Origin of the sequence: Actinoplanes awajinensis subsp. mycoplanecinus, from assembly GCF_001509495.1 — a bacterium.
Taxonomy (GTDB): Bacteria; Actinomycetota; Actinomycetes; order Mycobacteriales; family Micromonosporaceae; genus Actinoplanes; species Actinoplanes palleronii.
Genome location: NZ_LLZH01000002.1, coordinates 26,135 through 52,055, shown reverse-complemented (window position 1 = coordinate 52,055; position 25,921 = coordinate 26,135). Strand labels below are relative to the sequence as shown.

At 73.3% G+C, this 25,921-nt stretch carries 19 protein-coding genes and 1 riboswitch; of the genes, 8 read left to right on the top strand and 11 right to left on the bottom strand.

The window, feature by feature from the left end:
* The first annotated feature begins 65 nt into the window (after positions 1–65).
* From ADL15_RS01405 to ADL15_RS01390, 4 genes are read left to right on the top strand one after another with little or no spacing between them, the layout of a single operon-like run.
* The gene (locus ADL15_RS01405; RefSeq protein WP_067684316.1) at positions 66–2,588 is read left to right on the top strand and encodes a family 78 glycoside hydrolase catalytic domain; all 2,523 of its coding nucleotides are present in this window, start codon (positions 66–68) and stop codon (positions 2,586–2,588) included.
* Positions 2,589–2,597: 9 nt separating this feature from the next.
* Complete coding sequence (gene dinB, locus ADL15_RS01400; protein ID WP_067684313.1) at positions 2,598–3,776, top strand: DNA polymerase IV; 1,179 nt, start codon at positions 2,598–2,600, stop codon at positions 3,774–3,776.
* Positions 3,777–3,801: 25 nt separating this feature from the next.
* Positions 3,802–4,557 (top strand): precorrin-6A synthase (deacetylating), encoded by a 756-nt coding sequence (cobF, locus tag ADL15_RS01395; protein ID WP_067684310.1) that lies wholly within the window; start codon positions 3,802–3,804, stop codon positions 4,555–4,557.
* A gap of 38 nt (positions 4,558–4,595) precedes the next feature.
* Positions 4,596–4,847, top strand: a complete 252-nt coding sequence (locus tag ADL15_RS01390; RefSeq protein ID WP_232343843.1) for a carboxymuconolactone decarboxylase family protein — start codon at positions 4,596–4,598, stop codon at positions 4,845–4,847.
* Positions 4,848–4,895: 48 nt separating this feature from the next.
* On the opposite strand, the gene cobN is transcribed toward ADL15_RS01390, so the two are convergent.
* Positions 4,896–8,456, bottom strand: coding sequence for a cobaltochelatase subunit CobN (gene cobN / locus ADL15_RS01385; RefSeq protein WP_067684307.1), 3,561 nt, complete (start codon positions 8,454–8,456; stop codon positions 4,896–4,898).
* 37 nt (positions 8,457–8,493) lie between these two features.
* Positions 8,494–8,635: riboswitch (cobalamin riboswitch) on the bottom strand.
* A gap of 76 nt (positions 8,636–8,711) precedes the next feature.
* Between cobN and ADL15_RS01380 the strand changes: the two genes are divergently transcribed.
* The 4 genes from ADL15_RS01380 to ADL15_RS01365 all read left to right on the top strand — a co-directional run bounded on the left by ADL15_RS01380 (position 8,712) and on the right by ADL15_RS01365 (position 13,857).
* Entirely contained in the window at positions 8,712–9,938 is a 1,227-nt protein-coding gene (locus tag ADL15_RS01380) for a precorrin-3B synthase (RefSeq protein ID WP_067684473.1), read from the top strand.
* Positions 9,938–10,555, top strand: a complete 618-nt coding sequence (locus tag ADL15_RS01375) for a precorrin-8X methylmutase (RefSeq protein WP_067684304.1) — start codon at positions 9,938–9,940, stop codon at positions 10,553–10,555. The genes ADL15_RS01380 and ADL15_RS01375 overlap by 1 nt, the downstream gene beginning before the upstream one ends.
* Positions 10,552–12,090 (top strand): precorrin-2 C(20)-methyltransferase, encoded by a 1,539-nt coding sequence (locus ADL15_RS01370; protein ID WP_067684301.1) that lies wholly within the window; start codon positions 10,552–10,554, stop codon positions 12,088–12,090. The genes ADL15_RS01375 and ADL15_RS01370 overlap by 4 nt, the downstream gene beginning before the upstream one ends.
* A gap of 183 nt (positions 12,091–12,273) precedes the next feature.
* Complete coding sequence (locus tag ADL15_RS01365) at positions 12,274–13,857, top strand: cellulase family glycosylhydrolase (RefSeq protein WP_067684298.1); 1,584 nt, start codon at positions 12,274–12,276, stop codon at positions 13,855–13,857.
* Here the strand turns inward: ADL15_RS01365 and ADL15_RS01360 are convergent.
* The 10 genes from ADL15_RS01360 to solA form a co-directional block, all read right to left on the bottom strand.
* Positions 13,797–15,002, bottom strand: a complete 1,206-nt coding sequence (locus tag ADL15_RS01360; protein ID WP_232343842.1) for a glycosyltransferase — start codon at positions 15,000–15,002, stop codon at positions 13,797–13,799. The genes ADL15_RS01365 and ADL15_RS01360 overlap by 61 nt on opposite strands.
* Positions 14,977–16,218, bottom strand: coding sequence for a glycosyltransferase family 4 protein (locus ADL15_RS01355; RefSeq protein WP_067684295.1), 1,242 nt, complete (start codon positions 16,216–16,218; stop codon positions 14,977–14,979). Before ADL15_RS01355 ends, ADL15_RS01360 begins: the two co-directional genes overlap by 26 nt.
* Complete coding sequence (locus ADL15_RS01350; protein WP_067684292.1) at positions 16,215–17,477, bottom strand: lipopolysaccharide biosynthesis protein; 1,263 nt, start codon at positions 17,475–17,477, stop codon at positions 16,215–16,217. Before ADL15_RS01350 ends, ADL15_RS01355 begins: the two co-directional genes overlap by 4 nt.
* Positions 17,471–18,667: a hypothetical protein gene (locus ADL15_RS52505; RefSeq protein WP_067684289.1), complete on the bottom strand. Its 1,197-nt coding sequence runs from the start codon at positions 18,665–18,667 to the stop codon at positions 17,471–17,473. The genes ADL15_RS01350 and ADL15_RS52505 overlap by 7 nt, the downstream gene beginning before the upstream one ends.
* Complete coding sequence (locus ADL15_RS01340; protein ID WP_067684286.1) at positions 18,664–20,643, bottom strand: hypothetical protein; 1,980 nt, start codon at positions 20,641–20,643, stop codon at positions 18,664–18,666. Before ADL15_RS01340 ends, ADL15_RS52505 begins: the two co-directional genes overlap by 4 nt.
* Positions 20,640–21,818, bottom strand: coding sequence for a glycosyltransferase family 4 protein (locus ADL15_RS01335; RefSeq protein WP_083970817.1), 1,179 nt, complete (start codon positions 21,816–21,818; stop codon positions 20,640–20,642). Before ADL15_RS01335 ends, ADL15_RS01340 begins: the two co-directional genes overlap by 4 nt.
* Positions 21,815–22,660, bottom strand: coding sequence for a glycosyltransferase family 2 protein (locus ADL15_RS01330; protein WP_067684283.1), 846 nt, complete (start codon positions 22,658–22,660; stop codon positions 21,815–21,817). The genes ADL15_RS01335 and ADL15_RS01330 overlap by 4 nt, the downstream gene beginning before the upstream one ends.
* Before the next feature lie 142 nt (positions 22,661–22,802).
* Positions 22,803–23,579, bottom strand: coding sequence for an L-type lectin-domain containing protein (locus ADL15_RS01325; RefSeq protein ID WP_067684468.1), 777 nt, complete (start codon positions 23,577–23,579; stop codon positions 22,803–22,805).
* A gap of 84 nt (positions 23,580–23,663) precedes the next feature.
* The gene (locus ADL15_RS01320) at positions 23,664–24,785 is read right to left on the bottom strand and encodes an aromatic ring-hydroxylating oxygenase subunit alpha (RefSeq protein WP_067684280.1); all 1,122 of its coding nucleotides are present in this window, start codon (positions 24,783–24,785) and stop codon (positions 23,664–23,666) included.
* Positions 24,782–25,921 (bottom strand): N-methyl-L-tryptophan oxidase, encoded by a 1,140-nt coding sequence (gene solA, locus ADL15_RS01315; protein WP_067684277.1) that lies wholly within the window; start codon positions 25,919–25,921, stop codon positions 24,782–24,784. The genes ADL15_RS01320 and solA overlap by 4 nt, the downstream gene beginning before the upstream one ends.

Sequence of the window (25,921 nt, the reverse complement as noted above, 5' to 3'; positions counted from 1 at the left end):
GGTGAACCCGACGGGAAGATCGGGAAGTGCTCGAGCGGGTGATCGACCTCTCATAGGGTCGCCGCATGAAGCCGCGGGTCGAGCACCTCGAGGAAGCGTTCGGGATCGGCGAACGGTCGCCACGGCTGTCCTGGCGGCTCCCGCCCGGCGCCGACGCGCAGACCGCCTTCCGGGTGCGGACCACCGACGGCCAGGACACCGGCTGGCTGCCCGGCACGGACCACGTGCTGGTGGCGTGGCCGTTCGCCGCGCTCGGCCCGGCGCAGCGGGTCACCTGGCAGGTCCGGGTCCGCACCTCACTCGGCGAGAGCCCGTGGTCGCCGCCGTGCGTGCTGGAGACCGGGTTGCTCTCCCCCGCCGACTGGAGCGCCCGGTGGATCCGCCCGGCCGAGGACAGCGTCGCGCCGGCCGGGCAGCGCCCCGGGCACGAACTGCGCGGCGAGATCGTCTGCGCCGGGCCGGTGGGCTCGGCCCGGCTCTACGCCACCGCGCACGGCCTCTACGAGGCCTTCGTCAACGGGGTCCGGGTCGGCGATCAGGAGCTGACCCCGGGTTTCACCCAATACGCTTCGCGTCTCCAGACCCAGACGTACGACGTGAGCGCCCTGCTCCGGCCCGGCGTCAACGAGATCACCGTGCTGCTGACCGACGGGTGGTTCCGGGGTCAGGTCGGCCTGTTGCGGGCCGCCGACCAGTGGGGTGCGGCGACCGCCTTCCTGGCCCAGGTGCACGTGGACGGCCGGGTCGCCGGGGGCACCGGGGACGGCTGGACCAGCCGGGTCTCGGCAGTGCGGGCGGCCGACCTGATCGAGGGCCAGCACGCCGACCTCGCCGCCGGGCCCGGGCCCTGGTCTCCGGCCCGGCTCGCGCCGGAACTGGGCTTCGACGGGCTCGTCGGCGCGGTGGCGCCACCGGTGCGCCGGATCGAGGAACTCCGGCCGGTGGCCATCACCACGCTCGCGCCCGACCGGCGGGTCGTGGACCTGGGCCAGAACATCAACGGGTGGGTGCGGCTCACCGGCCCGGCCGGCGCTGAGGTGACGCTGACTCACGGGGAGGCGCTCGGCGCGGACGGCGACGTGGACATGACCCACCTGGCGCCGGCGCTGCCCTTCCTGCCGCATCCGCTGTCGGCCGGGCAGGTGGACCGGGTCACCTTCGCCAGCGCCGGCGTCTTCGAGCCGCGGCACACGACACACGGCTTCCGCTACGTACGGATAACTGGTCTTGCGGATTTTTCGGCCGACGACGTGACCGGTGTCGTGGTGCACTCCGACCTGACCATGACCGGCTGGTTCAGCTGCGACGACGAGCGGATCGAGCGGCTGCACGAGGCGGCCGTGTGGAGTTTCCGGGGCAACGCCTGCGACATTCCGACCGACTGCCCGACCCGGGAACGGGCCGGCTGGACCGGGGACTGGCAGGTCTTCGTGCCGGCCGCGGCGTTCCTCTACGACGTGGCCGGGTTCAGCACCAAGTGGCTGCGCGACCTAGCCGCCGACCAGTGGGACACCGGGGTGGTCGCGAACATCTCGCCGACCCCGCCGGCCGAGGGACGGCACGGGCCGCTCGGCGGCTGGAACGGGTCGGCCGGCTGGGGCGACGCCGCGGTGATCGTGCCGTGGGAGATCTACCGCGCCTACGGCGACGTGCGGCTGCTCGCCGAGCAGTGGGACTCGATGCGGGCGTGGCTCGGCTTCGTCGAGCGATCCGCGGCGGCCGGCGCGCACCCGGACCCGCACCTCTGGGACTCCGGCTTCCACTGGGGTGAGTGGCTGGTGCCCGGTGACGTGATCGGGGACATGGCGACCTACCAGGCGCGGGACTTCACCGACGTGGCCACGGCCTACTTCTACCGCTCCGCGTCCCTGATGGCAGAGATCGCCGCGGTGCTCGGCCACGACCCGGCGCCGTACGCGGAGCTGGCCGAGCGGGTCCGGGCCGCGTGGCAGGCCGAGTTCGTCGCGGCCGACGGCCGGATCCGGCCGGACACCCAGGCCAACCTGGTCCGGGCGCTGGCCTTCGGACTCGTCCCGCCGGAGCACACCCGGGCCGCCGCGGACCGGCTCGCCGCGCTGATCCGGGACGCCGGGACGCATCTGGCCACCGGGTTCCTGGCCACCGCGGACCTGCTGCCGGTGCTGGCCGAGCACGGGCACGCCGCCCTCGCCTACGACCTGCTGGCCCAGGACACCGAGCCGTCCTGGATGACCATGCTGGATCGTGGCGCGACAACCGTCTGGGAGTGGTGGGACGGGGTGAACGCCGACGGGGTGGCGCGGGACTCGCTGAACCACTACTCGAAAGGGGCGGTGATCGGCTTCCTGCACCGTTACACGGCCGGGATCCGGTGCCTGGAGGCCGGTTATCGGCGCTTCCGGATCGCCCCGATTCCGGGTGGCGGGCTCACCCGGGCGTCGGCGACGCACGACAGCCCGTACGGCCGGATCCGCTCCTCATGGGAGATCACCGACGGCGTCCTCCGCCTGACCGTCGAGGTGCCGCCGGGGACGTCTGCCGAGGTCGTCGTGCTGTCGGCGACAGAAGACGTCGGCCCGGGCACTCACATCTTCGAACATGCGTACTAATATGACGTCGTGATCCTGCACGCGGACCTGGACTCCTTCTACGCGTCGGTCGAGCAGCGCGACGATCCGGCGCTGCGCGGCCGGCCGGTCCTGGTGGGCGGCGGCGTGGTGCTGGCCGCGTCGTATGAGGCGAAGGCGTTCGGCGTGCGCACCCCGATGAGCCTCGGCCGGGCCCGCGCGCTGTGCCCGCAGGCGGTGGTGGTGCCACCCCGGATGAGGGCGTATGCCGAGGCCAGCGAGGCGGTGTTCGCGGTGTTCCGGGACACCACGCCGATCGTCGAGCCGATCTCCATCGACGAGGCGTTCCTCGAGGTCGACGGGCTGCGGCGGATCAGCGGCACGGCCGAGCAGATCGCCGCCCGGCTGCGGGCCGAGGTGCGCCGCCGGGTCGGTCTGCCGATCACGGTCGGTGTCGCGGCGACGAAATTCCTGGCCAAGGTCGCCAGCGGCGTCGGCAAACCGGACGGGCTGCTGGTCGTGCCGCCCGGGCAGGAGCTGGCCTTCCTGCACCCGCTGCCGGTCGAGAAACTCTGGGGTGTCGGCCCGAAGACCGCGGCCAAGCTGCGCGAACGCCAGATCCACACGGTCGGGCACGTCGCCCGGGTGGGTGAGGCCGCGCTCGTCGCGATGCTCGGCGCGCACGCCGGCCGGCACCTGCACGCCCTGGCACACAACCACGACCCGCGCCGGGTCACCACCGGCGCCCGGCGCTCGTCGATCGGGGCGCAGTGCGCGCTGGGCCGGGGCCGGCGCTCGTTCGCCGACGTGGAGGCGGTGCTGGCCGCCCTCGTCGACCGGGTCACCCACCGGCTGCGCGGGGCGAAACGGGCCGGGCGGACGGTCACGGTGCGGCTCCGCTTCGACGACTTCGCGCGGGTGACCCGGTCGCGCAGCCTGCTCAAGGCCACCATGCAGACCGGTGCGGTGCTGCGGGTCGCGGTCGACCTGCTGCGCGAGGCCCAGCCGATGATCGACCAGCGGGGCCTGACCCTGGTCGGCGTCGCGGTGAGCAACCTGGACGGTGAGGGCAGTGTCCAGCTCGAGCTGCCGTTCGAGCCGCCGCGGGCGGACGGGCTGGACGCCGCGGTCGACCGGGTCCGCGACCGTTTCGGCGCCGCCTCGCTCCAGCGCGCCGACATGATCGGCCGGACCCTGCACCCCTCGGTGCCCCTGCTCCCCGACCCCTAGGGCCCGGTGAGGCAGACTGCACTGCGTGCGGAAGATCTACGTGATCGGGATCGGCGCGGGCGACCCGGACCATCTGACCCTGCAGGCGGCCAAGGCGATCGGCCGGACCGACGTGTTCTTCCTGCTGGACAAGGGCGAGACCAAGCAGAGCCTGGTCGACCTGCGGGAACGGATGATCCGCGGGTATTCGACCCCGCGCCGCCGGATCGTCGAGGGCCGCGACCCGGACCGTGACCGGGCCCCGGCCGACTACACCGGGACCATCGCGGACTGGCGGACCCGCCGCTCCCAGGTGATCGAGGACCTGATCGCCGAGCACCTGAAGGACGAGGAGACCGGGTCGTTCCTGGTCTGGGGCGACCCGTCGCTCTACGACTCGACGATCGCCATCCTGGACGAGATCCTCGGACGCGGCGCGATCACTTTCGAGTACGAGGTGATCCCCGGCGTCAGCAGCGTCTCCGCCCTGGCCGCCAAGCACCGGATCGGGCTGAACCGGGTCGGGCAGCCGTTCCAGGTGACCACCGGCCGGCGGCTGGCCGAGGGCTGGCCGGAGGGCGCCGACGACGTGGTCGTGATGCTCGACGCCCAGCAGGCGTTCACCGGGCACCCGGACGCGGAGATCTACTGGGGCGCCTACCTCGGCACCGAGGACGAGCTGCTGGCCTCGGGCCGCGTCGCGGACGTCGCCGACGAGATCCTCTCCACCCGCGCCGAGGCCCGCGAACGCCACGGCTGGATCATGGACACCTACCTCCTGCGCCGCCACGCCTCCGACTGACCGCGCCGCGCCTCGCTGTTTCTGGCTGGTTGTCAGGGGTGTCTCCGCAGCGCGGAGGCACCCCTGACAACCAGCCGGGAGAGCACGACCGGGCCGCGCTGGCCCTGGCCGAGTACGCGACCCGGCTGGCCGACCGGCCCGACCCGGTGCCGGACGAGATCTGGGACGAGGCGGCTAAGCACTTCGCGGAGAAGGAGCTGGCGGCGATCGTCCTGTGGATCGCCACCACCAACTTCTTCAACCTGATCAACGCGGCCACCAAGCAGCCGGCCCCGCAGAACGGGGGCTGACCCGCACCACCGGGCGTGTGACGTTCGGGTGCGGAGCGCACCCGGACGTCACACAGCCGGCGACACGCCCGCGGGGCCGGAATCCTCGAGGTCGCCCTCGGTCTCCAGGTAGAGCTGCTGGAGCGCCGCCAGGGTCGCCGGCTCCGGCGAGTCCCACAGCTTGCGCTCGGCGGCCTCCAGCAGGCGCTCGGCGATGCCGTGCAGCGCCCACGGGTTCGACTGCCGCATGAACTCCTGGTTCTCCGGGTCCAGCGCGTAGGACGCGGCGACCTGCTCGTACATCCAGTCGGTGACCACGCCGGCGGTCGCGTCGTACCCGAAGAGGTAGTCGACGGTGGCGGCCAGCTCGAAGGCGCCCTTGTAGCCGTGCCGGCGCATCGCGGCGATCCACCGCGGGTTGACCACCCGGGCGCGGAAGATCCGCGCGGTCTCCTCGGTCAGGCTGCGGGTCCGCGTCGCGTCCGGGTTGGTGGAATCCCCGATGTACGCGGCGGGAGCCTTCCCGGTCAGCGCCCGCACCGTGGCGATCATGCCGCCGTGGTACTGGAAGTAGTCGTCGGAGTCCATGATGTCGTGCTCGCGGGTGTCGATGTTCTTGGCCGCGATGTCCATCCGCCGGTACGCGTTCTCCATGTCCGCGCGGGCCGGCACCCCGTCCAGGTCCCGCCCGTACGCGAAGCCGCCCCACACCGCGTACACCTCGGCCAGGTCGGCGTCGTCGCGCCAGTTCCGGCTGTCCAGCAGCGGGAGGATGCCGGCGCCGTACGCTCCCGGCCGGGACCCGAAGATGCGCATGGTGGCGCGCCGCCAGTCGCCGTGCTCGCCCTGGTCGCGCAGCGCGTGCTCGCGGACGTAGTTGTCCGGCTCGTCGAGCGCCGCGACAAGCGTGAACGCGTCGTCGAGCATCGCCACCACGTGCGGGAACGCGTCCCGGAAGAACCCGGAGATGCGCACCGTCACGTCGACCCGCGGCCGGCCCAGCTCCTCGCGGGCGATCGGCTCGAGGCCGGTGACCCGCCGCGACGCCGGGTCCCAGATCGGGCGGACCCCGATCAGCGCCAGGATCTCGGCGATGTCGTCGCCGGCGGTGCGCATGGCGCTGGTCCCCCACGCGGACAGGCCGACCGATTTCGGCCAGTCGCCGTAGTCCTTGCGGTACCGCTCCAGCAGCGAGTCGGCCATCGCCTGGCCGGTCTCCCAGGCGAGCGAGCTGGGGATCGCCTTCGGGTCGACCGAGTAGAAGTTGCGGCCGGTCGGCAGCACGTTGATCAGGCCGCGGAGCGGGGAGCCGCTGGGACCGGCCGGGACGTACCCGCCGTCCAGGGCGTGCAGCACGTTCGTCAGCTCGTCGGTGGTGCGGGCGAGCCGGGGGACGATCTCGGTGGCGGCGAAGGACAGCACGCGCAGAACATCCGGATTATCGGACAAATCCGAGAAATCGGCAGTGGGCCAGCCGCGCTCCTCCATCGCGATGATCAACGCGCGCGCCGTCGCCTCGACCGCGTCGGTCTCCGACGTCGACGCGTCCTCCGCCAGGCCCAGCGCCTCCCGCAACCCGGGCAGCGCGGCCACCTTCCCGGCCCACATCTGCCGGGCCCGGAGCATCGCCAGCACCAGGTTCACCCGGGCCTCGCCGACCGGGGCGGCGCCGAGCACGTGCAGCCCGTCCCGGATCTGCACGTCCTTGACCTCGCACAGCCAGCCGTCGATGTGCATGATGAAGTCGTCGAACTGCTCGTCGTCCGGCCGGTTCGCCAGGCCCAGGTCGTGGTCCATCTTCGCGGCCTGGATCAGCGTCCAGATCTGCGCCCGGATGGCCGGCAGTTTCGCCGGGTCGAGCGCCGCGATGTTGGCGTGCTCGTCGAGCAGCTGTTCGAGGCGGGCGATGTCACCGTACGACTCGGCCCGCGCCATCGGCGGGATCAGGTGGTCGACGAGGGTCGCGTGCGCGCGCCGCTTGGCCTGCGTGCCCTCACCCGGGTCGTTGACCAGGAACGGGTAGATCAGCGGCAGGTCACCGAGTGCCGCGTCGGTGCCGTCCGACGCGGACATCCCGACGTTCTTGCCGGGCAGCCACTCGAGGTTGCCGTGCTTGCCCACGTGCACCACGGCGTGCGCGCCGAAGTCGTCGGCCAGCCAGCGGTACGCGGCCAGGTAGTGGTGGCTCGGCGGCAGGTCCGGGTCGTGGTAGATGGCGACCGGGTTGGCGCCGAAACCGCGCGGCGGCTGCACCATCACCACGATGTTCTCGTCGCGCAGCGCGGCCAGCACGATGTCGCCGTCGTGGGTGTAGAGCTCGCCGGGCGGCGGTCCCCAGTGCTGCACGATCCGGTCGCGGAAGTCCTCCGGCAGCGTGTCGAAGAACGCCTGGTAGGACGCGCCGGAGATGCGCACCGGGTTGGCCGCCAGCTGCTCCTCGGTGAGCCAGTCCGGGTCCTGCCCGCCGGCCGCGATCAGCGTGTGGATCAGCCCGTCGCCGTCGTAGGAACCGAAGTCACCGATCCGGTAGCCCTGTCCGGCAAACGCCGCCAGCAGCGCCACCGTCGAGGCAGGGGTGTCCAGGCCGACCGCGTTGCCGATCCGCGAGTGCTTGGTCGGGTACGCCGACAGCATCACCGCGATCCGCCGCTCAGCCGGCGGGGTGTGCCGCAGCCGGGCGTGCGCGACCGCGATCCCGGCCACCCGCAGCGCCCGCTCCGGGTCGGCCACGTAGACCGACAGCCCGTCCCGGTCGATCTCCTTGAACGAGAACGGCACCGTGATGATCCGGCCGTCGAACTCCGGGATCGCGACCTGGGTCGCGGCGTCCAGCGGGCTCAGCCCGTCGTCGCTCGCCTGCCAGGTGGCCCGCGAGCTGGTCAGGCACAGCCCCTGCAGGATCGGCACGTCCAGGTCGGCCAGCACGCCGACGTCCCACGCCTCGTCGTCGCCGCCCGCGCCCGCCGTGGCCGGCTTGGTGCCGCCGGCCGCCAGCACCGTCACCACCAGCGCGTCCGCCTTGCGCAGCTCGGCCAGCAGCTCCGGCGCGGCGGTCCGCAGCGAGGCCGTGAAGATCGGCAGTGGGCGGGCGCCCTTGGCCTCGATCGCGTCGCAGAGCGCGTGCACGAACGCGGTGTTGCCGGCCATGTGGTGCGCGCGGTAATAGAGCACCGCGACGGTGGTCCGCACGTCGGCGGCCACTTCCGGCCGGGGCAGCAGGCCCCACTGCGGGCTCTCCACCGGCGGCGCGAAACCGTTGCCGGTGAGCAGCACGGTGTCGGAGAGGAAGTCGTGCAGCGCCACCAGGTTGTCCGCGCCGCCCTGTGCCAGGTAGGTGTGCGCGTCGGCGGCGATGCCGGCCGGGACCGAGGAGAGCTTCATCAGGTCGGCGTCGGGCAGCATCTCGCCGCCGAGCACGAGCACCGGGAGGTCGCCGCCGAGCAGCGCGTCCAGGCCCTCTTCCCAGGCCCGGCGGCCGCCGAGGATCCGGACCACGACCAGTTCGACCCCGTCGAGCAGGGCCGGCAGGTCGTCGACGGAGGTGCGGGCCGGGTTGGCCAGCCGCCAGGCCGAGCCGCTGGCTCGGGCACTGAGCAGGTCCGTGTCGGACGTCGACAGCAGCAGAAACACGCGTGCGCTCCCCTCGGGGTCCGCGCCCCGGGTAGTGGTGAGAAAACGGCGACCGGAGTTCCTGGCTCCCGGGCTCGGTGCAAGCCCGGTGACAGTGGCGGGACCGCGCCGGACTCGCACCGGCTTCCTCCGCGGCGTCGCCGCTCGATTTCGTCTGTTCCGGTACACGGTACTGGAGGCCCGGAACCGCTCCGGTTGTGATGCTGCCGACCCGAGGATGTGATCGCGCCGGAGCCCGCCCGTAGTATCCGGGCCGTGACACCCCTCCGTCAGTCCGACACCGACGCCTGCCCCGGCGCGCTGCGGCTGCATGCCGCCGCCGACGGGCTGCTGGCCCGGGTCCGGCTGCCCGGTGGCTCGCTGACCGGCGCTCAGCTGCGCTCGCTGAGCACGCTCGCCGCGGAGTTCGGCGACGGTCGCCTGGAGCTGACCTCCCGGGCGAACCTCCAGATCAGAGGCCTGAAGCAGGACCACGCGGAGACGTTGGCGGTCCGCTTGCGCGCCGCCGGTCTGCTGCCGTCGGCAAACCACGATTCGGTACGGAACATCGCCGCGCCGCCCCTCGCCGACATCGGCACCCGTCACCTGGTGACCGCCCTGGATGCCGCCCTGCTCGCCGAGCCGGCGCTCGTCGCGCTGCCCGGCAAGTTCCTGTTCGCGATCGGTCACGTGCCCCTCGCCGCGGACGTCGCCGCCGTGCCGGACGGCCCCGGGTTCGCGATCCGGTTCGCCGGCCACGACACCGGCCTGCGGGTGGCCGCCGGCCGGGTGGTGGCCACGCTGATCGCCGCCGCGCACGCGTTCCTGGCCGAGCGTGCGGCGCAGCGCGACGACCGGGCGGCCGGGGCGGCCTGGCGACTGCGGGAACTGGCCGACGGACCGGCGCGAGTCTCGGCCCGGGTCACCGCGGCGACCGGGGTGACCGCGGTGGACGTGCCCGCGGCGACGCCGGTCGAGACGGTGGAGCCGAGCGCCCTGGTCGGCGTCGTGACCGGGAATGGTCAGAGCGCTGCCGGCGCGTCGGTGCCGCTGGGCCGGCTCGAGAACGTACCGGCAAAGGTGTTGTCGGACGCGGAGCGTCTGGTTGTCACGCCGTGGCGTGGGGTCCTGGTGCCGGACCTCACCGAGGCCGCGGCCGCCGCCTGGACCGACCGGATGGCCGCGACCGGCCTGGTGGTCACCGCGACCTCGCGCTGGACCGGGGTGAGTGCCTGCGCGGGCCGGCCCGGATGCGCGAAATCGCTCGCCGACGTGCGGGCCGACGCCGAGAACGCGACCCGGTTCGTGGCCGGGCTGCCGGTGCACTGGGTCGGCTGCGCCCGGGCCTGCGGGAGCCCCGCGGGCCGGCACGTGCGGGTCGAGGCGACCGATTCCGGCTATGCCGTGAGCCGCCGGGACGACCCGGACACGGCAACGAGGACATTCCCGGCGACGAGCGACGCGGCGCTGGGCGAGACGGTGGCGGGGGCGAGGAGAGCCTGATGGAGTACGAGAAGGACGGCGCGGAGATCTACCGGCGGTCGTTCGCCACCATCCGGGCCGAGGCCGACCTGGCCGGGCTGCCCGAGGACGTCGCCCGGGTGGTGGTCCGGATGATCCACGCCTGCGGCATGGTCGACCTGGTGCGGGACGTGCGGTTCAGCCCCGGTGTGGCGACCGCGGCCCGCAAGGCGCTGCTCGGCGGCGCGCCGATCCTGTGCGACGCGCAGATGGTGGCCTCCGGCATCACCCGGTCCCGGCTGCCCGCCGCCAACGACGTGGTGTGCACACTGCGCGACCCGGCCGTACCGGAGATCGCCCGGACGATCGGGAACACCCGCAGCGCCGCGGCCATGGACCTCTGGGGTGACCGCCTCGGCGGCGCCGTGGTGGCCATCGGCAACGCGCCGACCGCGCTGTTCCGTCTGCTGGAGATGGTCGCGGCGGGCGCGCCGCGACCGGCCGCGGTGCTCGGCATCCCGGTGGGCTTCATCGGCGCGGCCGAGTCCAAGGACGCGCTGGCCGAGTCCGGACTGGAATACCTGATCGTGCGCGGGCGGCGGGGTGGCAGCGCGATGACCGCGGCCGCGGTGAACGCCCTGGCCCAGGAAGCGGAATGAGCAAGATGACGAACGACGTGCGCCCCGGCCGGCTCTACGGTGTCGGGCTCGGTCCCGGCGACCCGGAGCTGATCACGATCAAGGCGGCCCGGCTGATCGCGGCGGCCGACGTGATCGCCTACCACGCGGCGCGGCACGGTCGCAGCAACGCCCGCGCGATCGCGGCCGGTCACCTGCGGGCCGACCACGTCGAGGAAGCCCTGATCTACCCGGTGACCACCGAGACCACCGACCACCCCGGTGGCTATCAGGGCGCCATCGACGATTTCTACGAGCAGGCCGCGGCCCGGCTCGCCGCGCACCTGGACGCCGGGCGCGACGTGGTGGTGCTGGCCGAGGGCGACCCGTTCTTCTACGGCTCCTACATGCACATGCACAAGCGGCTCGCGCACCGCTACGAGACCGCGGTGGTACCCGGCGTGACCTCGGTGAGCGCGGCCTCGGCGGTGCTCGGGCGGCCGCTGATGGAACGCGACGAGGTGCTCACCGTGCTGCCCGGCACGCTGCCGCCGGACGAGCTGGCGCAGCGGCTGGCCGGCACCGACTCCGCCGCGGTGATGAAGCTGGGCCGGACGTTCGACGGCGTACGGTCGGCCCTGGAACAGGCCGGGCGGCTGGACGACGCGTTCTACGTGGAGCGCGCCACCATGGCCGAGCAGCGGGTCGGCCGGCTGGCCGAGGTGGACCCGGCGACCGTGCCGTATTTCTCGCTGGCCCTGCTGCCGAGCCCGGCGGCGACCGCGTTCGTCGACGGTCCCCCGGCGGAGTCGGCGGAGCAGCAGCCCGGCGGGGTGACGGTGGTCGGGCTGGGTCCCGGCGCGCGGGAGTGGCTCACCCCGGAGGCGCGGGCCGCGCTGGCCGGCGCCGACGACGTGGTCGGCTACACCACCTATGTGGATCGGGTGCCGGTGCGCCCGCGGCAGCGGCGGCACGCGTCCGACAACCGGGTCGAGGCCGAACGCGCCGCGTTCGCGCTGGACCTGGCGAAACAGGGCCGCCGCGTGGTGGTGGTGTCGTCCGGCGACCCGGGGGTGTTCGCGATGGCCGCCGCCGTGCTGGAGGTGGCCGAGGACCCGCAGTGGAAGGACGTACCGGTGCGGATCGTGCCGGGGCTGACCGCGGCGCAGGCGGTGGCCAGCCGGGCCGGCGCGCCGCTCGGGCACGACTTCTGCGTCATGTCGCTCTCCGACCGGCTCAAGCCGTGGTCGGTGATCGAGAAGCGGCTGGCCGGTGCGGCCGCCGCGGACCTGGTCATCGCGCTCTACAACCCGGCCTCGCAGACCCGCAAGGAGCAGCTGGTCCGGGCCCGGGAGCTGCTGCTGGAGCACCGGGCGGCGAGCACCCCGGTGGTGGTCGGCCGGGACGTCGGCGGGCCGGAGGAGTCGGTGCGGGTCACCACGCTGGGCGAGCTCGACCCGGCGACCGTCGACATGCGCTGCCTGCTGATCGTCGGCTCGTCGCAGACCCGGGCGGTGACCCGGGGCGACGGCGACACGGTCGTCTACACGCCGCGGCACTACCCGCAGCCCGCCTAGCCTGCGCACAGCCGTGGCCGACCATCGGCTACGAGCGGGGAAATGAAGCCGGTGCTTTTGTCCGCTCCCGAACCGCAACGGAGGGCAACCGCACTGCACGGCGAGTTGACTGACGGCGGTGCCGGCACAGCCGAATGAAGAGGGGCCACCCGAAAAGCACCTTCAGCAAAGGGCCCCCACCTGATGACTCGCCATGGTCGCCGCGCCGCTGTCCTGGCTTCCTCGCTGCTCCTGTCGGTGTTCGCACAGACCGGTGTGGCGTCGGCGGCGGCCAAGAGGCCCGCCCCCGCGCCGGCCGCGACGAAGAAGCCCGCCGCCAAGCCCCCCGCGAAGCCGGCCACCAAGCCGGTGGTGAAGCCCACGCCGTCGAAGGCCGCCGGCCCGGTCAAGGAGGCCGCGCCGACCCTGGCGAACCGGCTGGCCGCGGTGCGGACCGCCAAGACGATCAACTACTACCCGTCGAACGCGGGCTGGTCGGCGATGTGGACCCACTTCGACGCCGTGAAGATCGAGGCGGACCTGACCAAGGCCGCGGCGCTGGGCGCGGACACGGTCCGTGTGATCGTCTTCCCGACCGCGTTCGGCTACCCCACGCCGAAGGCCGACTACGCCACCAAGCTGAGCAAGTTCGTCAGCATCGCCGACGGCGAGGGGCTCTCGGTCAAGCTGACCCTCTTCGACTGGTGGGCCGGGTACTCGGACGCGGCCGGCAGCGCCGCGTGGGCGAAGGCCGTGCTCGCGCCGTACGCGAACGACCCGCGGGTGCTCTCCGCCGAGCTGCAGAACGAGTTCGACCCGACCGACGCGGACGCCGTGGCCTGGATCCGGAAGCTGATCCCGGGTGTCCGGGCGGCCGTGCCGACGATGCCGCTGACGCTCTCCGTCTCCGGCACCACCGGCCAGGCCGGGCTCACCCGGATCCGCACCGCGCTCGCCGGCACCCCGCTCGACTACCTGGACTTCCACTTCTACGGCAACTCGGAACGGGCGCTCGCCGAGATCCGCAAGGCGCAGGCCGCGGCCGCTCCCTACCCGATCGTGATCGGCGAGACCGGGCTCAGCACGGCCACCGGCAGCGAGGGTGAGCAGGCCGCGTACCTGGCCCGGGTGTTCGAGGCGGCCAAGGTGGCCGGCATCGGCTCGGTGGCGCCGTGGACGCTCTCCGACTTCAGCACCGGCGCGATTCCGGCCAACTCGGCGGTCTCCAAGATCCCGGCGCAGTACAAGTTCGGCCTGTACCGGGCGGACGGTTCGGCGAAGCCCGCGGCGGCCGTGGTGAAGACGTACTGGACCGGTCAGGCGATCACCAGCGCCAGCGTGCTGGACCTGGGCTTCGAGGCGGCCGCGGGCAACTCGCCGTGGCGTCCGTACCTGGCCGAGGACGGCGCCGCGGTCCGGGCCAGGGACGCCGCCCGCACCGGGACCTGGTCGGTGAAGTTCTCCGGCACCAACCGCAGCGACACCGGCCTGCCGTCGGTCCGGACCGCACCGGTCACCCCGGTGCAGCCCGGCCAGAAGTGGCACGCCGAGGCCTGGGCCAAGGGCCAGAACGTGACCGGCACCAGCGAGATCGCGCTGAGCTGGTTCGACGCCGGCGACAAGTGGCTGGGGCAGGCCTCGTCGAAGCCGGTCCCGGCCGGCACCAGCGGCTGGACCCGGCTGACCGTGGACACCACCGCGCCGGCCGGTGCGGCCAGCGTCCAGCTTCACCTCAAGTCGGGTGACAACAAGGGCGCCGTCTGGTTCGACGACGTGACGCTCTCCTGATCGATCCCGATCCGGGTGAAGAGGCGCTGATACGCGTCGAGGGTCCGCTCCCAGGAGGACGGATCCGCGTGCCGCCGGCCGGTCAGGCCGGCGGCACTCTTGATCCCGGCGGCCAGTTCGCCCGGCTCGGCCGGCGGGACGAAAACCGTTCCCGGGTACGGCCCGGCCGCCTCGACCAGCCCGCCGACCGAGGTGACCACGACCGGCAGCCCGTGACTCATCGCGATGTGCAGCGGCCCGCTGGCCGAGCTGCGCCGGTACGGCAGCACCACCGCGTCGGCCGCCGCGAAGTAGTCGTTCACCTCGGTGTCCGGCACGTACCGGTTGACGAAGGTGATCCGGTCCCGGGCCGGCGAGGACGCGATCAGCTCGGCCGGCCGGGTCCAGCCCTCCCAGGTCTCGCCGACCACGGTCAGGTGGTACTCCGGTCCCAGCGTCCCGAACGCCTCGATCAGGTCCTCGAGACCCTTGTACGGCCGGATCGTCCCGAAGTACAGCAACCGGCACACCCCGTCCGGCCCGGGTGTGCGCGGCGTGTCCACCACGTGGTGATCGAACGGCCCGTGCAGCGCGATCTCGGCCGGCACCCCGGCCAGGTCGTACGCGCAGGCCAGCGCGTCCCGGTCGTACGCCGAGTGCACCACCACCCCGGCGGTGCGCCGCAGCAGCGGGCGGATCGCGGCCCGGACGTACCGGGCCGCCCACCGGTGGCGCAGCTCCGCGGTGTCCTGCACCTCGTGGAACTCCACCACCACCCGGATGCCGAGCCGCCGCGCCGCCAGCGCCAGCGCCAGGTACGAGTGCAGCACCGCCCCGGTCCACCACTGCAGCACCAGCACGTCCGGCTGTTGCTCGCGCAGGAAGCGGGTGGCCCGCCGCACGCTCGGCACGACCCACCAGTCGATGCCGTCGAAGACCCGGACGTCGTCGGCGTACCGCAGGTCGCTGAGCGGCTGACCGACCCGGTCCCGGCCCGGGTAGAGCCGGGCCGGCAGCAGCCGCCGCATCAGGATGGTGCCGACGTCGTAGCGCTCCTGCAGCGCGTTGCTGAGCCGGCAGGTGTAATAGCTGATGCCGGACAGGAAGTGCCAGCCGGAGCCGACCACCACCACCCGGGTCCTACTGGAAAGCGGCGATGCAGGCACGGTAGACCTCCTCGATCTGCGGAACGACCCGGGCCGCGGTGAAGTCCAACCCGCGCTGCTGGCCGGCCGCGCGCAACCGCGCGGCCAGGTCCCGGTCGGTGAGCACCCGCAGCAGCGCGGCGTGCAGCGCGACCGGGTCGCCGGGCGGCACCAGCAAGCCGGTCACCCCGTCGGTGACGACATCGGTGAGGCCACCGGCGGCCGAGGCGACGAGCGGCGCGCCGGCCAGCATGGCCTCCACGGCGACCTGACCCATCCCCTCGTTCAGGGACGGGACCGCGCCCGCGACGGCGCCCCGCCAGGCGGCCATCACCTGCGCGTGCGGCACGTCGTGGCGGATCAGCACGCCGGGCGGGGGCGGCGGGGTGTCGTCGCGGCGGGTGCCGAGGCAGACCAGGGCCGGCGCCGGTCCCGGCCCGGCCCAGCCGGCGACCAGTTCCCGGTACGCGTCGAACAGCACGTCGATGCCCTTGTGCGGCCCGAGCGCCCCGACGAAGAGCAGGTAGTCGCCGGTCGGCAGCCAGTCCGGCCGGGGGGTGTCCCGGGCCAGGGCGTCCAGGCCGTCCGGCACCAGGCTGGAGACCACCTGGACGGGCAGGTCGCCGGGCAGCCGCGCCTGCTCCAGGGCCTGCGCGACCGAGGTGGAGATCGCGGTGAGCGCGTCGATGCCACGGTGCCGGTGCGCGTGCAGGCCGGTGGTGAGCGCGATCGAGCGGGGCCGGCCGTACTGGGTGGTCGCGCAGCTCATGCACTTGGCCAGCGCCGGGCCGGGGCAGCGGCCGCCGTCGCGGGCGAACGTCTTGCGCACGCAGGTCAGCCCGAAGTCGTGCGCGGTGTGCACGTGCGGGCGGCCGATCCGGGAGCGCCGCAGCGGCAGGTAGCTGTACATCAGCCAGTCGTGGCTGTGCACCACGTCGTACTGCTCGGCACGCAGCAACCGGGCGATCGCGGCCGTGGTCAGCGGGTCGGGAGCGGTCGGGTGGAACGGCTTGCCGGGATCCTGGTTGATCAGCGGCAGCAGGGTGTTGGCGACGCTGCGGACCCGGTGCACCCGGACCCCGTTGATCGTCTCGTCGCCGGGCGCCCGGGGGGTGGCGAGGGTGAGCACGGTGACCTCGTGACCGCGCCGGACCAGCTCCTCGCTGCTGGTCGCGATGCTGCGTTCCAGGCCGCCGATCACCGGGGCGTACAGGTTGGACAGGTGCAGGATCTTCATCGGCTCTCCTTTCTGGAGCTCAGGACCACCGCGCCGACCAGCAGCGCGCCCGCCGTCTGGCCGGCCAGCCAGGCGACGCCGGCGCCGGTCACCCCGGCACCGGGCAGCAGCAGCCAGGCCAGGCACAGGCAGCTGACCGCGCGGACCGCGTTGACCCGGCGGCAGAGCCGGAACTCGCCCCGCGACCGCCAGTGCGCGACGGCCAGGTTGGTCACCGCGTCCGGGAGCGCGGCCAGCACCAGGATCTGCAGCAGCAGGCCGCCCTCGGCCGCGTACCCGGCGCTGAACAGGCCGAGGATCCGGTCGCCGGCGATCAGCAGCAGCGCGGCCGGGCCGCCGACCATCGACAGCACCACCAGGGCGGCGCGGCGCAGGCCGACCCGGGCCGCGTTGGTGCGCTCGGCGTAGAGCGCCGAGGAGACCGCCGGGGACACCATGAACAGCATCGACGCGGTCATCCAGGCCAGGTAGAAGTGCGCGTTGGCGCCCGGGCCGAGCACCGCGGTGACCAGCACCGGCAGCAGCGCGGCCGGGCCGGCCTGGGTCAGGTTGATCAGGTGGTGGCCGGTCAGCGCGGCGCGCAGGTGCGGCAGCTCACCGGCCAGCCCGGCCAGCCGCAGCCGGACGCCGGGCCGCAGCCGGCTCAGCCCGGCGGTCATCGTCGCGACGCTGACCAGCAGGATCGGGAGGGTCCAGGAGAGCACCACGGCGCCGGCCGACTGCGCGCCGGTGGCCAGGATCGCGATCAGCGCCAGGATCTTTCCCCCGGCGAGGAGCAGATTTCGTACGAACATGCCGTGCCCGGCGCGGTGTGCCACGTAGACGTTGTCCAGCAGCGTGGTGGCGGTGACCGCGACCGCGGCACAGATCAGCGCGGTGGCGCCGACCGGGCCGGCCAGGAAGCCGAAGTTGACCGCGACCATCGGGACCAGCACCGCCCCGGCGGCGGCCAGCGCCGCGGTGGCCGCGCAGCCGGCTGCCAGACCGCCGCTGACGATCCGCGACCAGGCGTCCGGGGCGCTTCCCGGCAGCCGCTGGATGAACATGTGCCCGGCGCCCAGGTTGGCGGCCATGCTGATCGCGGTGGCCGCCGAGATGAGCGCGGTGGCCGTGCCGATCTGCGGCTGCGGCAGCGCGCGGGCGGCGAGCATCCAGTACAGGTAGCCGAGCCCGCCGTTGGCCACCGTGGTCGCCATGATCAGCAGGCTGTTGCGGGCCAGCGAGTCGTTCAGCACCCGCCGGGTCGCCACGATCAGCACGCGGCCCGTCCGGCGGTCTTCGCTGCCCCGGCGGTCTTCGCTGCCCCGGTCGTCGCTGGGCCGGTCTTCGCTGGGCCGGTCTTCGCTGCCGCCGCGGTCTTCGCTGCCGCGGCTGTGCTGGTGGTCGTCGCGGAGCGGGCGTAGAAGACCGTGCTCGCGCCGCCGACGCTGATCCCGACCGCGCGCAGGCAGCCGTCCGGTGGCAGCGGCGGGACCCGGACGCTCAACGCATAGACCTTTCCGGTCATCACGGTCACCGGGCGGGCCGCGACCACCACGCCGCCGACCCGCATCCGCAGCCACTGGGTGGTGGTCGGCAGACCGGAATTGGTCACCCGGACCGGCACCGCGAGGCCGCGGGCCGGCACCGTCACCGGGTGGGTGATCCCGGCCGCCCAGCCGTTCAGCGCCACCGTCAGATAGCCGGGCAGCTCCGGGTGCGACCCGCGCTCGACACCGCGGACCGCGATCCCGCCCACCACCAGGGCCAGCGCGATCGGGATCGTGACGGCAGCGGCGGTCCGCGACGTCGCGGCCGGTTCCTCGGCCTCGGCCGCCGGGAAAGCGGGCGCCGGCCCGGCGAGCCGTTGAACCGGCACACCGGGCCGGCCGCCGTCACCGGCCCGCCCGAACCGACCGCGGCCGGTCAGCAGGCTGAGCAGCTCCCGGCCTCGGCTGGCTCTCAGGGGTGTCTCCTCAGGGTCGAGGCACCCCTGGAAGCCAGCCGGGTCCGGGAACCGCGCCGCGGTCCGGGCGTGGCTGGCTTCCAGGGGTGTCTCCTGAGGGTCGAGGCACCCCGGAGAGCCAGCCGGGATGCGGGACCGGGCCGCGGACCGGGTGGTGGCGTGGCCGAGGAGGAGCCGGAGCAGGCCGGCCGCGCCGAGCACGGTGGCCAGCAGCGCGGCGCCGGCGATCAGCGGGAGCGGCGTGACCCGCATGCCGAGCGGATGCAGCAGCAGCGCCAGCGCCGGCAGGGTGAGCAGGCCGGTCAGCACGACCAGGCCGGCCCGGACCGCCGGGAGGCCGGCCTCGGCGGGCCGGCCGGTGACCGCGACCAGCCACAGCTCGCCGATCGCGAGCAGGGCCAGCAGGCCGGCCGGCAGCAGCACCGGCCAGGGCAGCCCGGCGTCCGGCAGCAGGACCGACAGGCCCGCGTACGCGACCACCAGCGGCCGGAAGATCGTCTTCATCGGTTTCCCTCGCGGGCCGGCCGGTCCCGGCGCGCGGTCCGGTCCAGGCTGCCGAAGTCGAAGCGGTAGATCGCCAGGTGCGGGCCGTCGTAGATCTTGATCAGCCAGGGCATCGAGTCAAACTTGGTCAGCTGGGAGCGATCGAAGGCCGGCACCCCGTCGTGGCGCAGCGGCTCGTTCGTCTCGAAGTAGATGTTGATGTCCGGCACCTGCTCGGCCATCCGCCGGTCGACGATCAGGAACGCGAAGCGCCAGTCGCGCAGCTGGGTCAGCAGCGCCGGCGAGATCGGCTGCCCCGGCTTCGCCCGGTAGAGGTCGTAGGCCGGGAAGCTCTCCGAGCCGGTGTTCGGGTGCTGCTCGCCGTAGGAGCCGAGGACCAGACCGGAGTAGCGGTCGGCGACCAGCCGGAACCCACCACCCTGGGTGTCGCGCAGCCACTTCGCGGCGGCGAGCACCTCCGGGGTGGCCGCCCGGGTGTCCGAGCCGTAGACCGGCGGGCCGGGGAACCGGTAGGACGGGTTCATCCCGGCCGCGTTGTTGCCGACCAGCATCAGCGCGCAGACCGCGAGCAGACCGGTGCCGGCCGCGATCGGGCCGGCCGGTGCGAACCGGGCCGGCAACCGGGCCGGCCAGTGCCGGGCCTGGTCGAGCAGCGCCACGACCACCGGCGCGACCACGATGGCCAGGCCGAGATAACTGAACGCCCAGGAGCGGCGCGCGCCCTCGGCGCCGGCCGGGGTGAGGATCAGCAGGGTGGCCGGGAAGTACAACGCGCCGACCAGCAGCAGCGCGGAGGTGCCGGCCCGGGTGATCGGGTCGTCGGTGTACCGGCGGTGCCACCACAGGGTGACCGCGGCGAGCATCCCGGCCAGCGCGACCCCCGGCGTGATGTACGCCGCGGTCTGCTCCCACCAGGGCAGCACCGACTTGCTGAACAGCTCCCGCCCGCCCTCGTCGCCCCCGGCCAGCCCGCTGATCTGGTCCAGCGCCCGCCCCAGGTACGGGTCCAGGTAGCTGCCGGTGCGCGGCGCCACGATGCCCAGCCAGGCGGCCACGATCAGTGCGGTGCCGGAGGTGAGCGCCCAGGCCACCCGGGCCGGGGTGACCAGCTCCCGGGCCTGGATCGAGTGGATCGTGCAGACCACCGCGAGCAGGCCGAGGATCCCGGTCATCCACAGCGCGGTGAGGTGATGGGTGGCGGTGGTCGCGCCGGCGAGCAGCAGGGTGAGCCCGGCCCAGCCGAGACGGGACGGCACCGTGGTGGCGCGGGTGGCCCGGATCGCCGCGGCGAGCGCCCAGACCAGCACGCCGATGGCCAGCGACTCGTACCCGAGCTGGGTGTCGAAGAACAGGAAAGAGCTGTTCAAGCTGTAGACGATCGCGGCCGCCGCGGCGATCCGCTGGTCCGGCCAGAGCTGACCGGCCAGCACCGCGACGCCCAGGGTCAGCAGCACGTGCGCGGTGGTCAGCACGAACAGCGCGGCCTGCCAGATGCTCAGGCCGGTGAGCGAGGCCAGCGACGCGACGCAGGCGTGCAGGCCGGGGTAGTCGCCGATCACCCGGACGATCGAGTTGGCCTCGAAGAGCCGGCCGTCGGCCAGGATGCCGTGGCTCTGGCCCCAGTGGGCGTACTCGTCGTGGTAGAGCGGGCCGCTCGGGTGGCGCAGCAGTTTCGGCAGGTAGGTGAAGGCGCCGTAGCCGATCAGCACGGCCATCCGCAGCCGGGCCGAGGTGGCCCGGCGGATCGACCACCAGGCGACCGGCAGCGTGAACACCAGCATGCCGGCCCAGAACCAGCCGAACTGGCCGCCGGCGCCCCACTCGGCCCGGCGGTAGGCGATCACGATGGCGGCGGCGCCGGCCGCGCCGGCCACGGTCAGGGTGACCGCGCACCAGATCGCCTCGGCCGCCGGGCGGGGCGCGCCGGTGCGCGCCCCGGTCAGTCCGGGCGCGGGCCGCTCGGTGACCGCGCTCATCGGCCTCCCGCTCCCGCGCCCGTTTCCGCGCCCGTTTCCGCCGGACCGGGTCGCGCTTCCGGCCGCGGGCCGGGTGTGATCGCGGCGGTCGGTGCGGGCACCGGGATGCCGGTGATCGCGGCGTACACCTCGCGGGTCGCGGTGACCACGTCGTCCCAGGTCGGCAGCGGCGCCGAGACCGACGACCGGCCGGCCGCCGCGGCGTCGCGCAGCGCGTCGGCCAGGGCGTCCGGGTCCTCCGGGTCGGCCAGCCGCAGCCAGGCCGAGGCGCCGGCCAGCCCGGCCAGCTCCTGGTGCGCCGGGATCGGCGCGGCGACCGTGGGGATGCCGGCTGCCAGCGCGTCGGCGACCGTCATCCCGAACGCCTCGTGCGCCGAGGCGGAGACCGCCACCGACGCCCGGGCCAGGCACCCGGCGAACGCGGCGTCGTCGAGCCGGCCGTGGAACACCACCCGGCCGGCCACCCCGAGGCGGCCGGCCAGTTGCTTGAGCGACGACAGCGCCGGGCCGTCGCCGACCACGTCCAGCCGGTACGACGGCCCGAGCGGGACCACCGCCCGGATCACCCGGTCCACCCGCTTGTAGTGCTCGAGCCGGCCGACGCAGAGGATGCCGCGCACCCCGGTCCGCCGGCCGGGCACCACCGGGCGCGGGTCGGTCCCGTTCGGTACGACCACCACCCGGCCGGCGACCTCGGGGAAGTCCCGCAGCACCAGGTCCCGCTCGGCGCCGGTGACACAGACGATCCGGCCGGCCCGGCTCATGATCCGACGTCCGAAAGGCCGGTAGATCGGGTGTAGCGCGGCCCGAAGCCGGGTATGTCCGGTTCCGTGGTAGTGCGGGGTGAAAACCAGCGGAGTGCGGTGCCGGCCCAGCGCGGCGCCGAGCGACACCAGCGCGTGATAGCTGTGGGTGTGCAGGACGTCGTACTCGCCGGCGTTCTCCCGCACCCATCGCCACAGTGGCAGCGAGACCCGGTAGTCGCGGGCCGGCAGGGTCAGCGGGAACCGGCGGACCAGCACGCCGTCCACCATCTCGGTGGAACGGACGGCGTGCTGGGTGAGCACCTCGACGTCGTCGCCGGCCGCGGCCAGCCCGGCGCACAGGCGCCGCACGTGCGTCTCCACCCCGCCGATGTCGGGGTGGTAGGCGTTGGAGACGACGCCGATCCTCATCGGACAGCCCGCTCGGGGGCCCGCCGGAAGGTCCGCCGGCGGCCACGCGGCCACTCGCGGGCGATGGTGCGCAGCACCCGGATGCCGTCGGTGAACGCGTTCAGGTTGCTCACCCCGTGGATCCGGTCGTGCTCGAAGCTGGACACCTCCTCGATGGCCAGGCCGGCCCGCGCGGCACGCAGGTTGAGCAGGGTCTCGATCTCGAAGCCGTCGCCCCAGAGCCGCCCGTCCGCACCGGCCGGCGCGGGTGAGGTGCTGTCCAGGTCGAAGACGTCGAGGTGGCACGCCCAGAACGCGTTGTAGCCGTAGCAGAGGTCGCTGTACGTCGTACCGAAAAGGACGTTGACCAGAAGGCTGAGCATCTTGTTGCCGGCCCGGCGCAGCCGGGTGATGTCGGCGCTGCCGCCGCCGGCCCGGAACCGGGAGCCCTTGGCGAAGTCGGCACCGTCGCGCAGCGCCGCGACGAAGCTCGGGATCTCGCCCGGATCGGTCGACCCGTCGGCGTCGATCATCACGATGATGTCGCCGGTGCAGGCGGCGAACCCGCAGGCCAGGGCGTTGCCCTTGCCGCGCCGGTTCTGGGTGACGACCCGGATGTCCGGGCGCAGCTGCCGGGCGACCGCGACGGTGTCGTCGGTGGAGCCGCCGTCGACCAGGATGATCTCGTCGACCTGGGGCAGGCGGGCGAAGACGTGCGGCAGGTTCCGGGCCTCGTTGAGCGCCGGCACCACCACGCTGATGATCGGATCGGGGTCGGAATCGGGATCGGGTCGAGTCGGCGGCTCGACGGCGGTGAGTTCTGTGCCGGTCTCGGTCGGGAGCACACGGTCGACCGTGGGCATTGGTTGTCTCCGATCGGGCAGGGTGGAGGCGGCCCCGGCGGGCCGGGCGCTTGGGTTTCGGGTCACAGATGCCGGGCGGCTGCGGCGCCGGCCCGGGGATGACGAGGAGGCCGGCACCGCTCGCGCGGCACCGGCCGGGTCGTCACGCCTTCGGCGCGTCGACCGTCCAGTCGTAGACGTCCTGGTGCGACTTCAGGTCGCCGGTGGCGCCGGTGAAGCCGACCCAGCCGTCCCGGACCCCGGTCCAGCGGGCCAGGTCGACGTCCTGGTCGAGCATCAGCTTCTCCTTGGCCAGCCGGTACGTCCCGCGGACGTAGACGCGCAGGTTCGCCGCGGCCGCGTCGTAGGTGATCCGGGTCAGGAACGGCTTGCCGTACAGCGGGATCGACGACTTGGCGATCTTGGTGTGCTTGTCCGGGTCGCCGCCCAGCACCACGGCCAGGGAGTTGCTGTCCGGGTCGGGAGTGTTCTGGTACGTGTCGAACTCGATCGCGACGCTCTTGCGCAGGCCGCGGTAGCCGAGGCCACCGCCCCAGCCGCCGAGCGCGCGCGGGCCGTGGCCCTGGGCCAGGAACGCGATGCCGTCCGCCCCGGGCCGGTTGTGGTGCAGGAACACCTTGAACGAGGTCTCGAAGGACTTCGTCAGGTCAACCCGTCCGGTGGACCAGGCGGAGCCGATCTGCTTGTACCCGCCGGTGGTCAACTGGATCACCCGCTTGCCGGTGCCGACCCGGGTGATCATCGCGGCGGTGCCGTTGAGCTCCAGGTCCTTCCCGGCGTCATCGGTGATCGGGTGGGTGGTGCGTACGGCACCGGGCGCGGCGGACGCGGCGGCACAGGGCAGGGAGGCGAGTAGCGACAGCACGGCGGAAGCCAGCAGGCCACCCCGCGCCAGTCTCGACGTACGAGAGAGACGCACGACATGCTCCATTTCAGTCGATTTGCCCGACTTAGACCTGGCCTAAGCTAGGGCAGTCTCCGGAGCCGCGTGCGCGAGTCGTGGTTATTTACCCAAGACGGTTCCGCCGAGCCGATCGCGCACCCAATCGTGGAATGTCGCGATGTGATGCTCGCTCGGGACCAGCACGCCGCCCTCCGCATATGCCCGCGACGACATTCCCGGCTGGCAGCGCTCGCAGGCGTCGAAATCCTGACGATTCACCCGATCGAAGAGCTCTACCGACGGATCCAGGTCGGCGCCGGACTCCACCACGTCCGGGCGGAACAGCCAGTCGCACTCCACGATCGTGCGGTCCGCGGCCATCGGGTACATCCGGTGCATGATCGCGTGGTCCGGCACCAGGTTGACGAAGACCTGCGGGCGGATGGTGATCGCGTAGTACCGGCGGTCCTGCTCCGGGGTGATCGTGTCGATGGCCGCCTGACCGGCGCTGCCGTCCACGGTGAACCCGGCGACGTCCGGGCCGAACTCGGCGCCGTGGCCGACGTAGTACTGGGCCGCGTAGCCACCGGCGAACTCCGGGAGCACGTGCACCAGCTCGGGGTGGATGGTCGAGCAGTGGTAGCACTCCATGAAGTTCTCGATGATCAGCTTCCAGTTGGCCTTCACGTCGTACCGGATCCGGCGGCCCAGCCGCAGGCTGTCGAGCTGATAGCGGTCGATCGAGGCCAGGTCGCCGAGGCGCTCGACGCACGCGCCCATCACGTCGGCCTCGAACGACGGCGCCTCGTCGGCCAGGCAGACCCAGACGTAGCCGAGCCACTCCCGGACGTGCACCCGGCGCAGGCCGCGCTCGACCCGGTCCACGTCCGGCATCTTCACCAGGTTCGGCGCGGCCACCAGTGTGCCGTCGGTGTCGTACGCCCAGGCGTGGTACGTGCAGCGGAACGTCCGCTTGACCGAGCCGGACTCCTCGGCGCAGAGCAGCGCGCCGCGGTGCCGGCACACGTTCAGGAACGCCCGGGCCCCGCCGTCGCGGCCCCGGGTGATCAGCACGCTCTCCCGGCCCACGGTGACCGTGCGGAAGTCACCCGGCGCGGCCACGTCCGATCCGCGGGCGGCACAGAACCACATCTTCTCGAAGATCTGCTCCTGCTCGGCCGCGAAGATCGCCGGGTCGGTGTAGTACCGGCCGGCCAGGGTGGGCTGCAACGACGCGGTCATGAGACGAACCTCCGGGGGTCGAAGAGGCCGATGTCGTACCCGGTGGTCCCGGTCGTCGCGAGGTCGGCCAGGACCTCGCCGACCACCGGGACGAACTTGAACCCGTGCCCGGAGAACCCGCAGGCCACGGTGACCGCGTCGTGCGCCGGATGGCGGCTGATCACGAAGTGCTCGTCCGGCGTGGTGCTGTAGAGGCACGGCTCGCCGCGCAGGTGCGCGCCGGGCAGGCTGGGCAGCACCCGGCCGGCCGCGGCCGCCATCTCGGCGATCTCCGGCGGGTGCACCCGGGTGTCCAGGTCCTCCGGCGTGGTCGGCGTGCCACGCCGGAAGAACGCGATCTTGGCACCGCCGTCCGGGCCGTCGATCGCCGGGAAGCCGTAGACCTGGGTGCCGTCGGCGCTCTCCCAGATGTAGATCGGGTGCCGGTCGGGAAGGTACGGCTCCACCCCGCCGGTGGGGCGGAACCAGTGCTGCACCTGGCGCTCGATCCGGATCGGCACACCCAGGTCGTCGAGCAGCTGCGGCGCCCACGGGCCGGGCGTGATGATCAGCTGGCCGGCGGTGTAGACGCCGTTGCGGGTGACCACGCGTACCCCGTCGCCGGCCGGCTCCCAGGACAGCATCGGTTCCTGGAAGCGCAGCTCGGCGCCGTGCCGGTCGGCCAGTTCGAGCTGGGCCAGGACGGTGCGCTCCGGTCGCACGAAACCGGCCTTGGCCTCGTAGAGCGCCACCTCGTCCGGGTTCGGCGCCATGGTCGGGAACCGGCGGCGCAGCTCGGCGGCGTCGAGCATCTCGTGCTCCAGGCCCCACTTCTCGGCGCTGGCCCGCGCACCGGCCACCGTCCGGCTGTCCGGCAGGCCGACCATCACCCCGCCGGTCAACGTGATCACGTCCCGCTCCGACTCGGCGGCCAGCCGGTCGAACAGCTCGTACGCGCGCAGCAGCAGCGGCACGTACTCGACACCCTCGAAGTACGACTGCCGGGTGATCCGGGAGCCGCCGTGGCTGGCCCCGCGGTCGTGCGCCGGGCCGTACTTCTCCAGGCCGAGCACCCGCTGGCCACGCTCCGCGAGGTGGTGGGCGGCGGCACTGCCCATGCCCCCGAGTCCGACGACGATCACATCGTAAGCGGGCAT

Excerpts from the sequence above, each read along its gene's own strand:
- ADL15_RS01335 (WP_083970817.1), bottom strand. The coding sequence starts at position 21,818 with ATGAGGATCGGCGTCGTCTCCAACGCCTACCACCCCGACATCGGCGGG.
- ADL15_RS01375 (WP_067684304.1), top strand. The coding sequence starts at position 9,938 with ATGGAGTACGAGAAGGACGGCGCGGAGATCTACCGGCGGTCGTTCGCC.
- ADL15_RS01365 (WP_067684298.1), top strand. The coding sequence starts at position 12,274 with ATGACTCGCCATGGTCGCCGCGCCGCTGTCCTGGCTTCCTCGCTGCTC.
- solA (WP_067684277.1), bottom strand. The coding sequence starts at position 25,921 with ATGCCCGCTTACGATGTGATCGTCGTCGGACTCGGGGGCATGGGCAGT.
- ADL15_RS01355 (WP_067684295.1), bottom strand. The coding sequence starts at position 16,218 with ATGAAGATCCTGCACCTGTCCAACCTGTACGCCCCGGTGATCGGCGGC.
- ADL15_RS01320 (WP_067684280.1), bottom strand. The coding sequence starts at position 24,785 with ATGACCGCGTCGTTGCAGCCCACCCTGGCCGGCCGGTACTACACCGAC.
- ADL15_RS01330 (WP_067684283.1), bottom strand. The coding sequence starts at position 22,660 with ATGCCCACGGTCGACCGTGTGCTCCCGACCGAGACCGGCACAGAACTC.
- ADL15_RS01405 (WP_067684316.1), top strand. The coding sequence starts at position 66 with ATGAAGCCGCGGGTCGAGCACCTCGAGGAAGCGTTCGGGATCGGCGAA.
- ADL15_RS01370 (WP_067684301.1), top strand. The coding sequence starts at position 10,552 with ATGAGCAAGATGACGAACGACGTGCGCCCCGGCCGGCTCTACGGTGTC.
- ADL15_RS52505 (WP_067684289.1), bottom strand. The coding sequence starts at position 18,667 with ATGAAGACGATCTTCCGGCCGCTGGTGGTCGCGTACGCGGGCCTGTCG.
- ADL15_RS01340 (WP_067684286.1), bottom strand. The coding sequence starts at position 20,643 with ATGAGCGCGGTCACCGAGCGGCCCGCGCCCGGACTGACCGGGGCGCGC.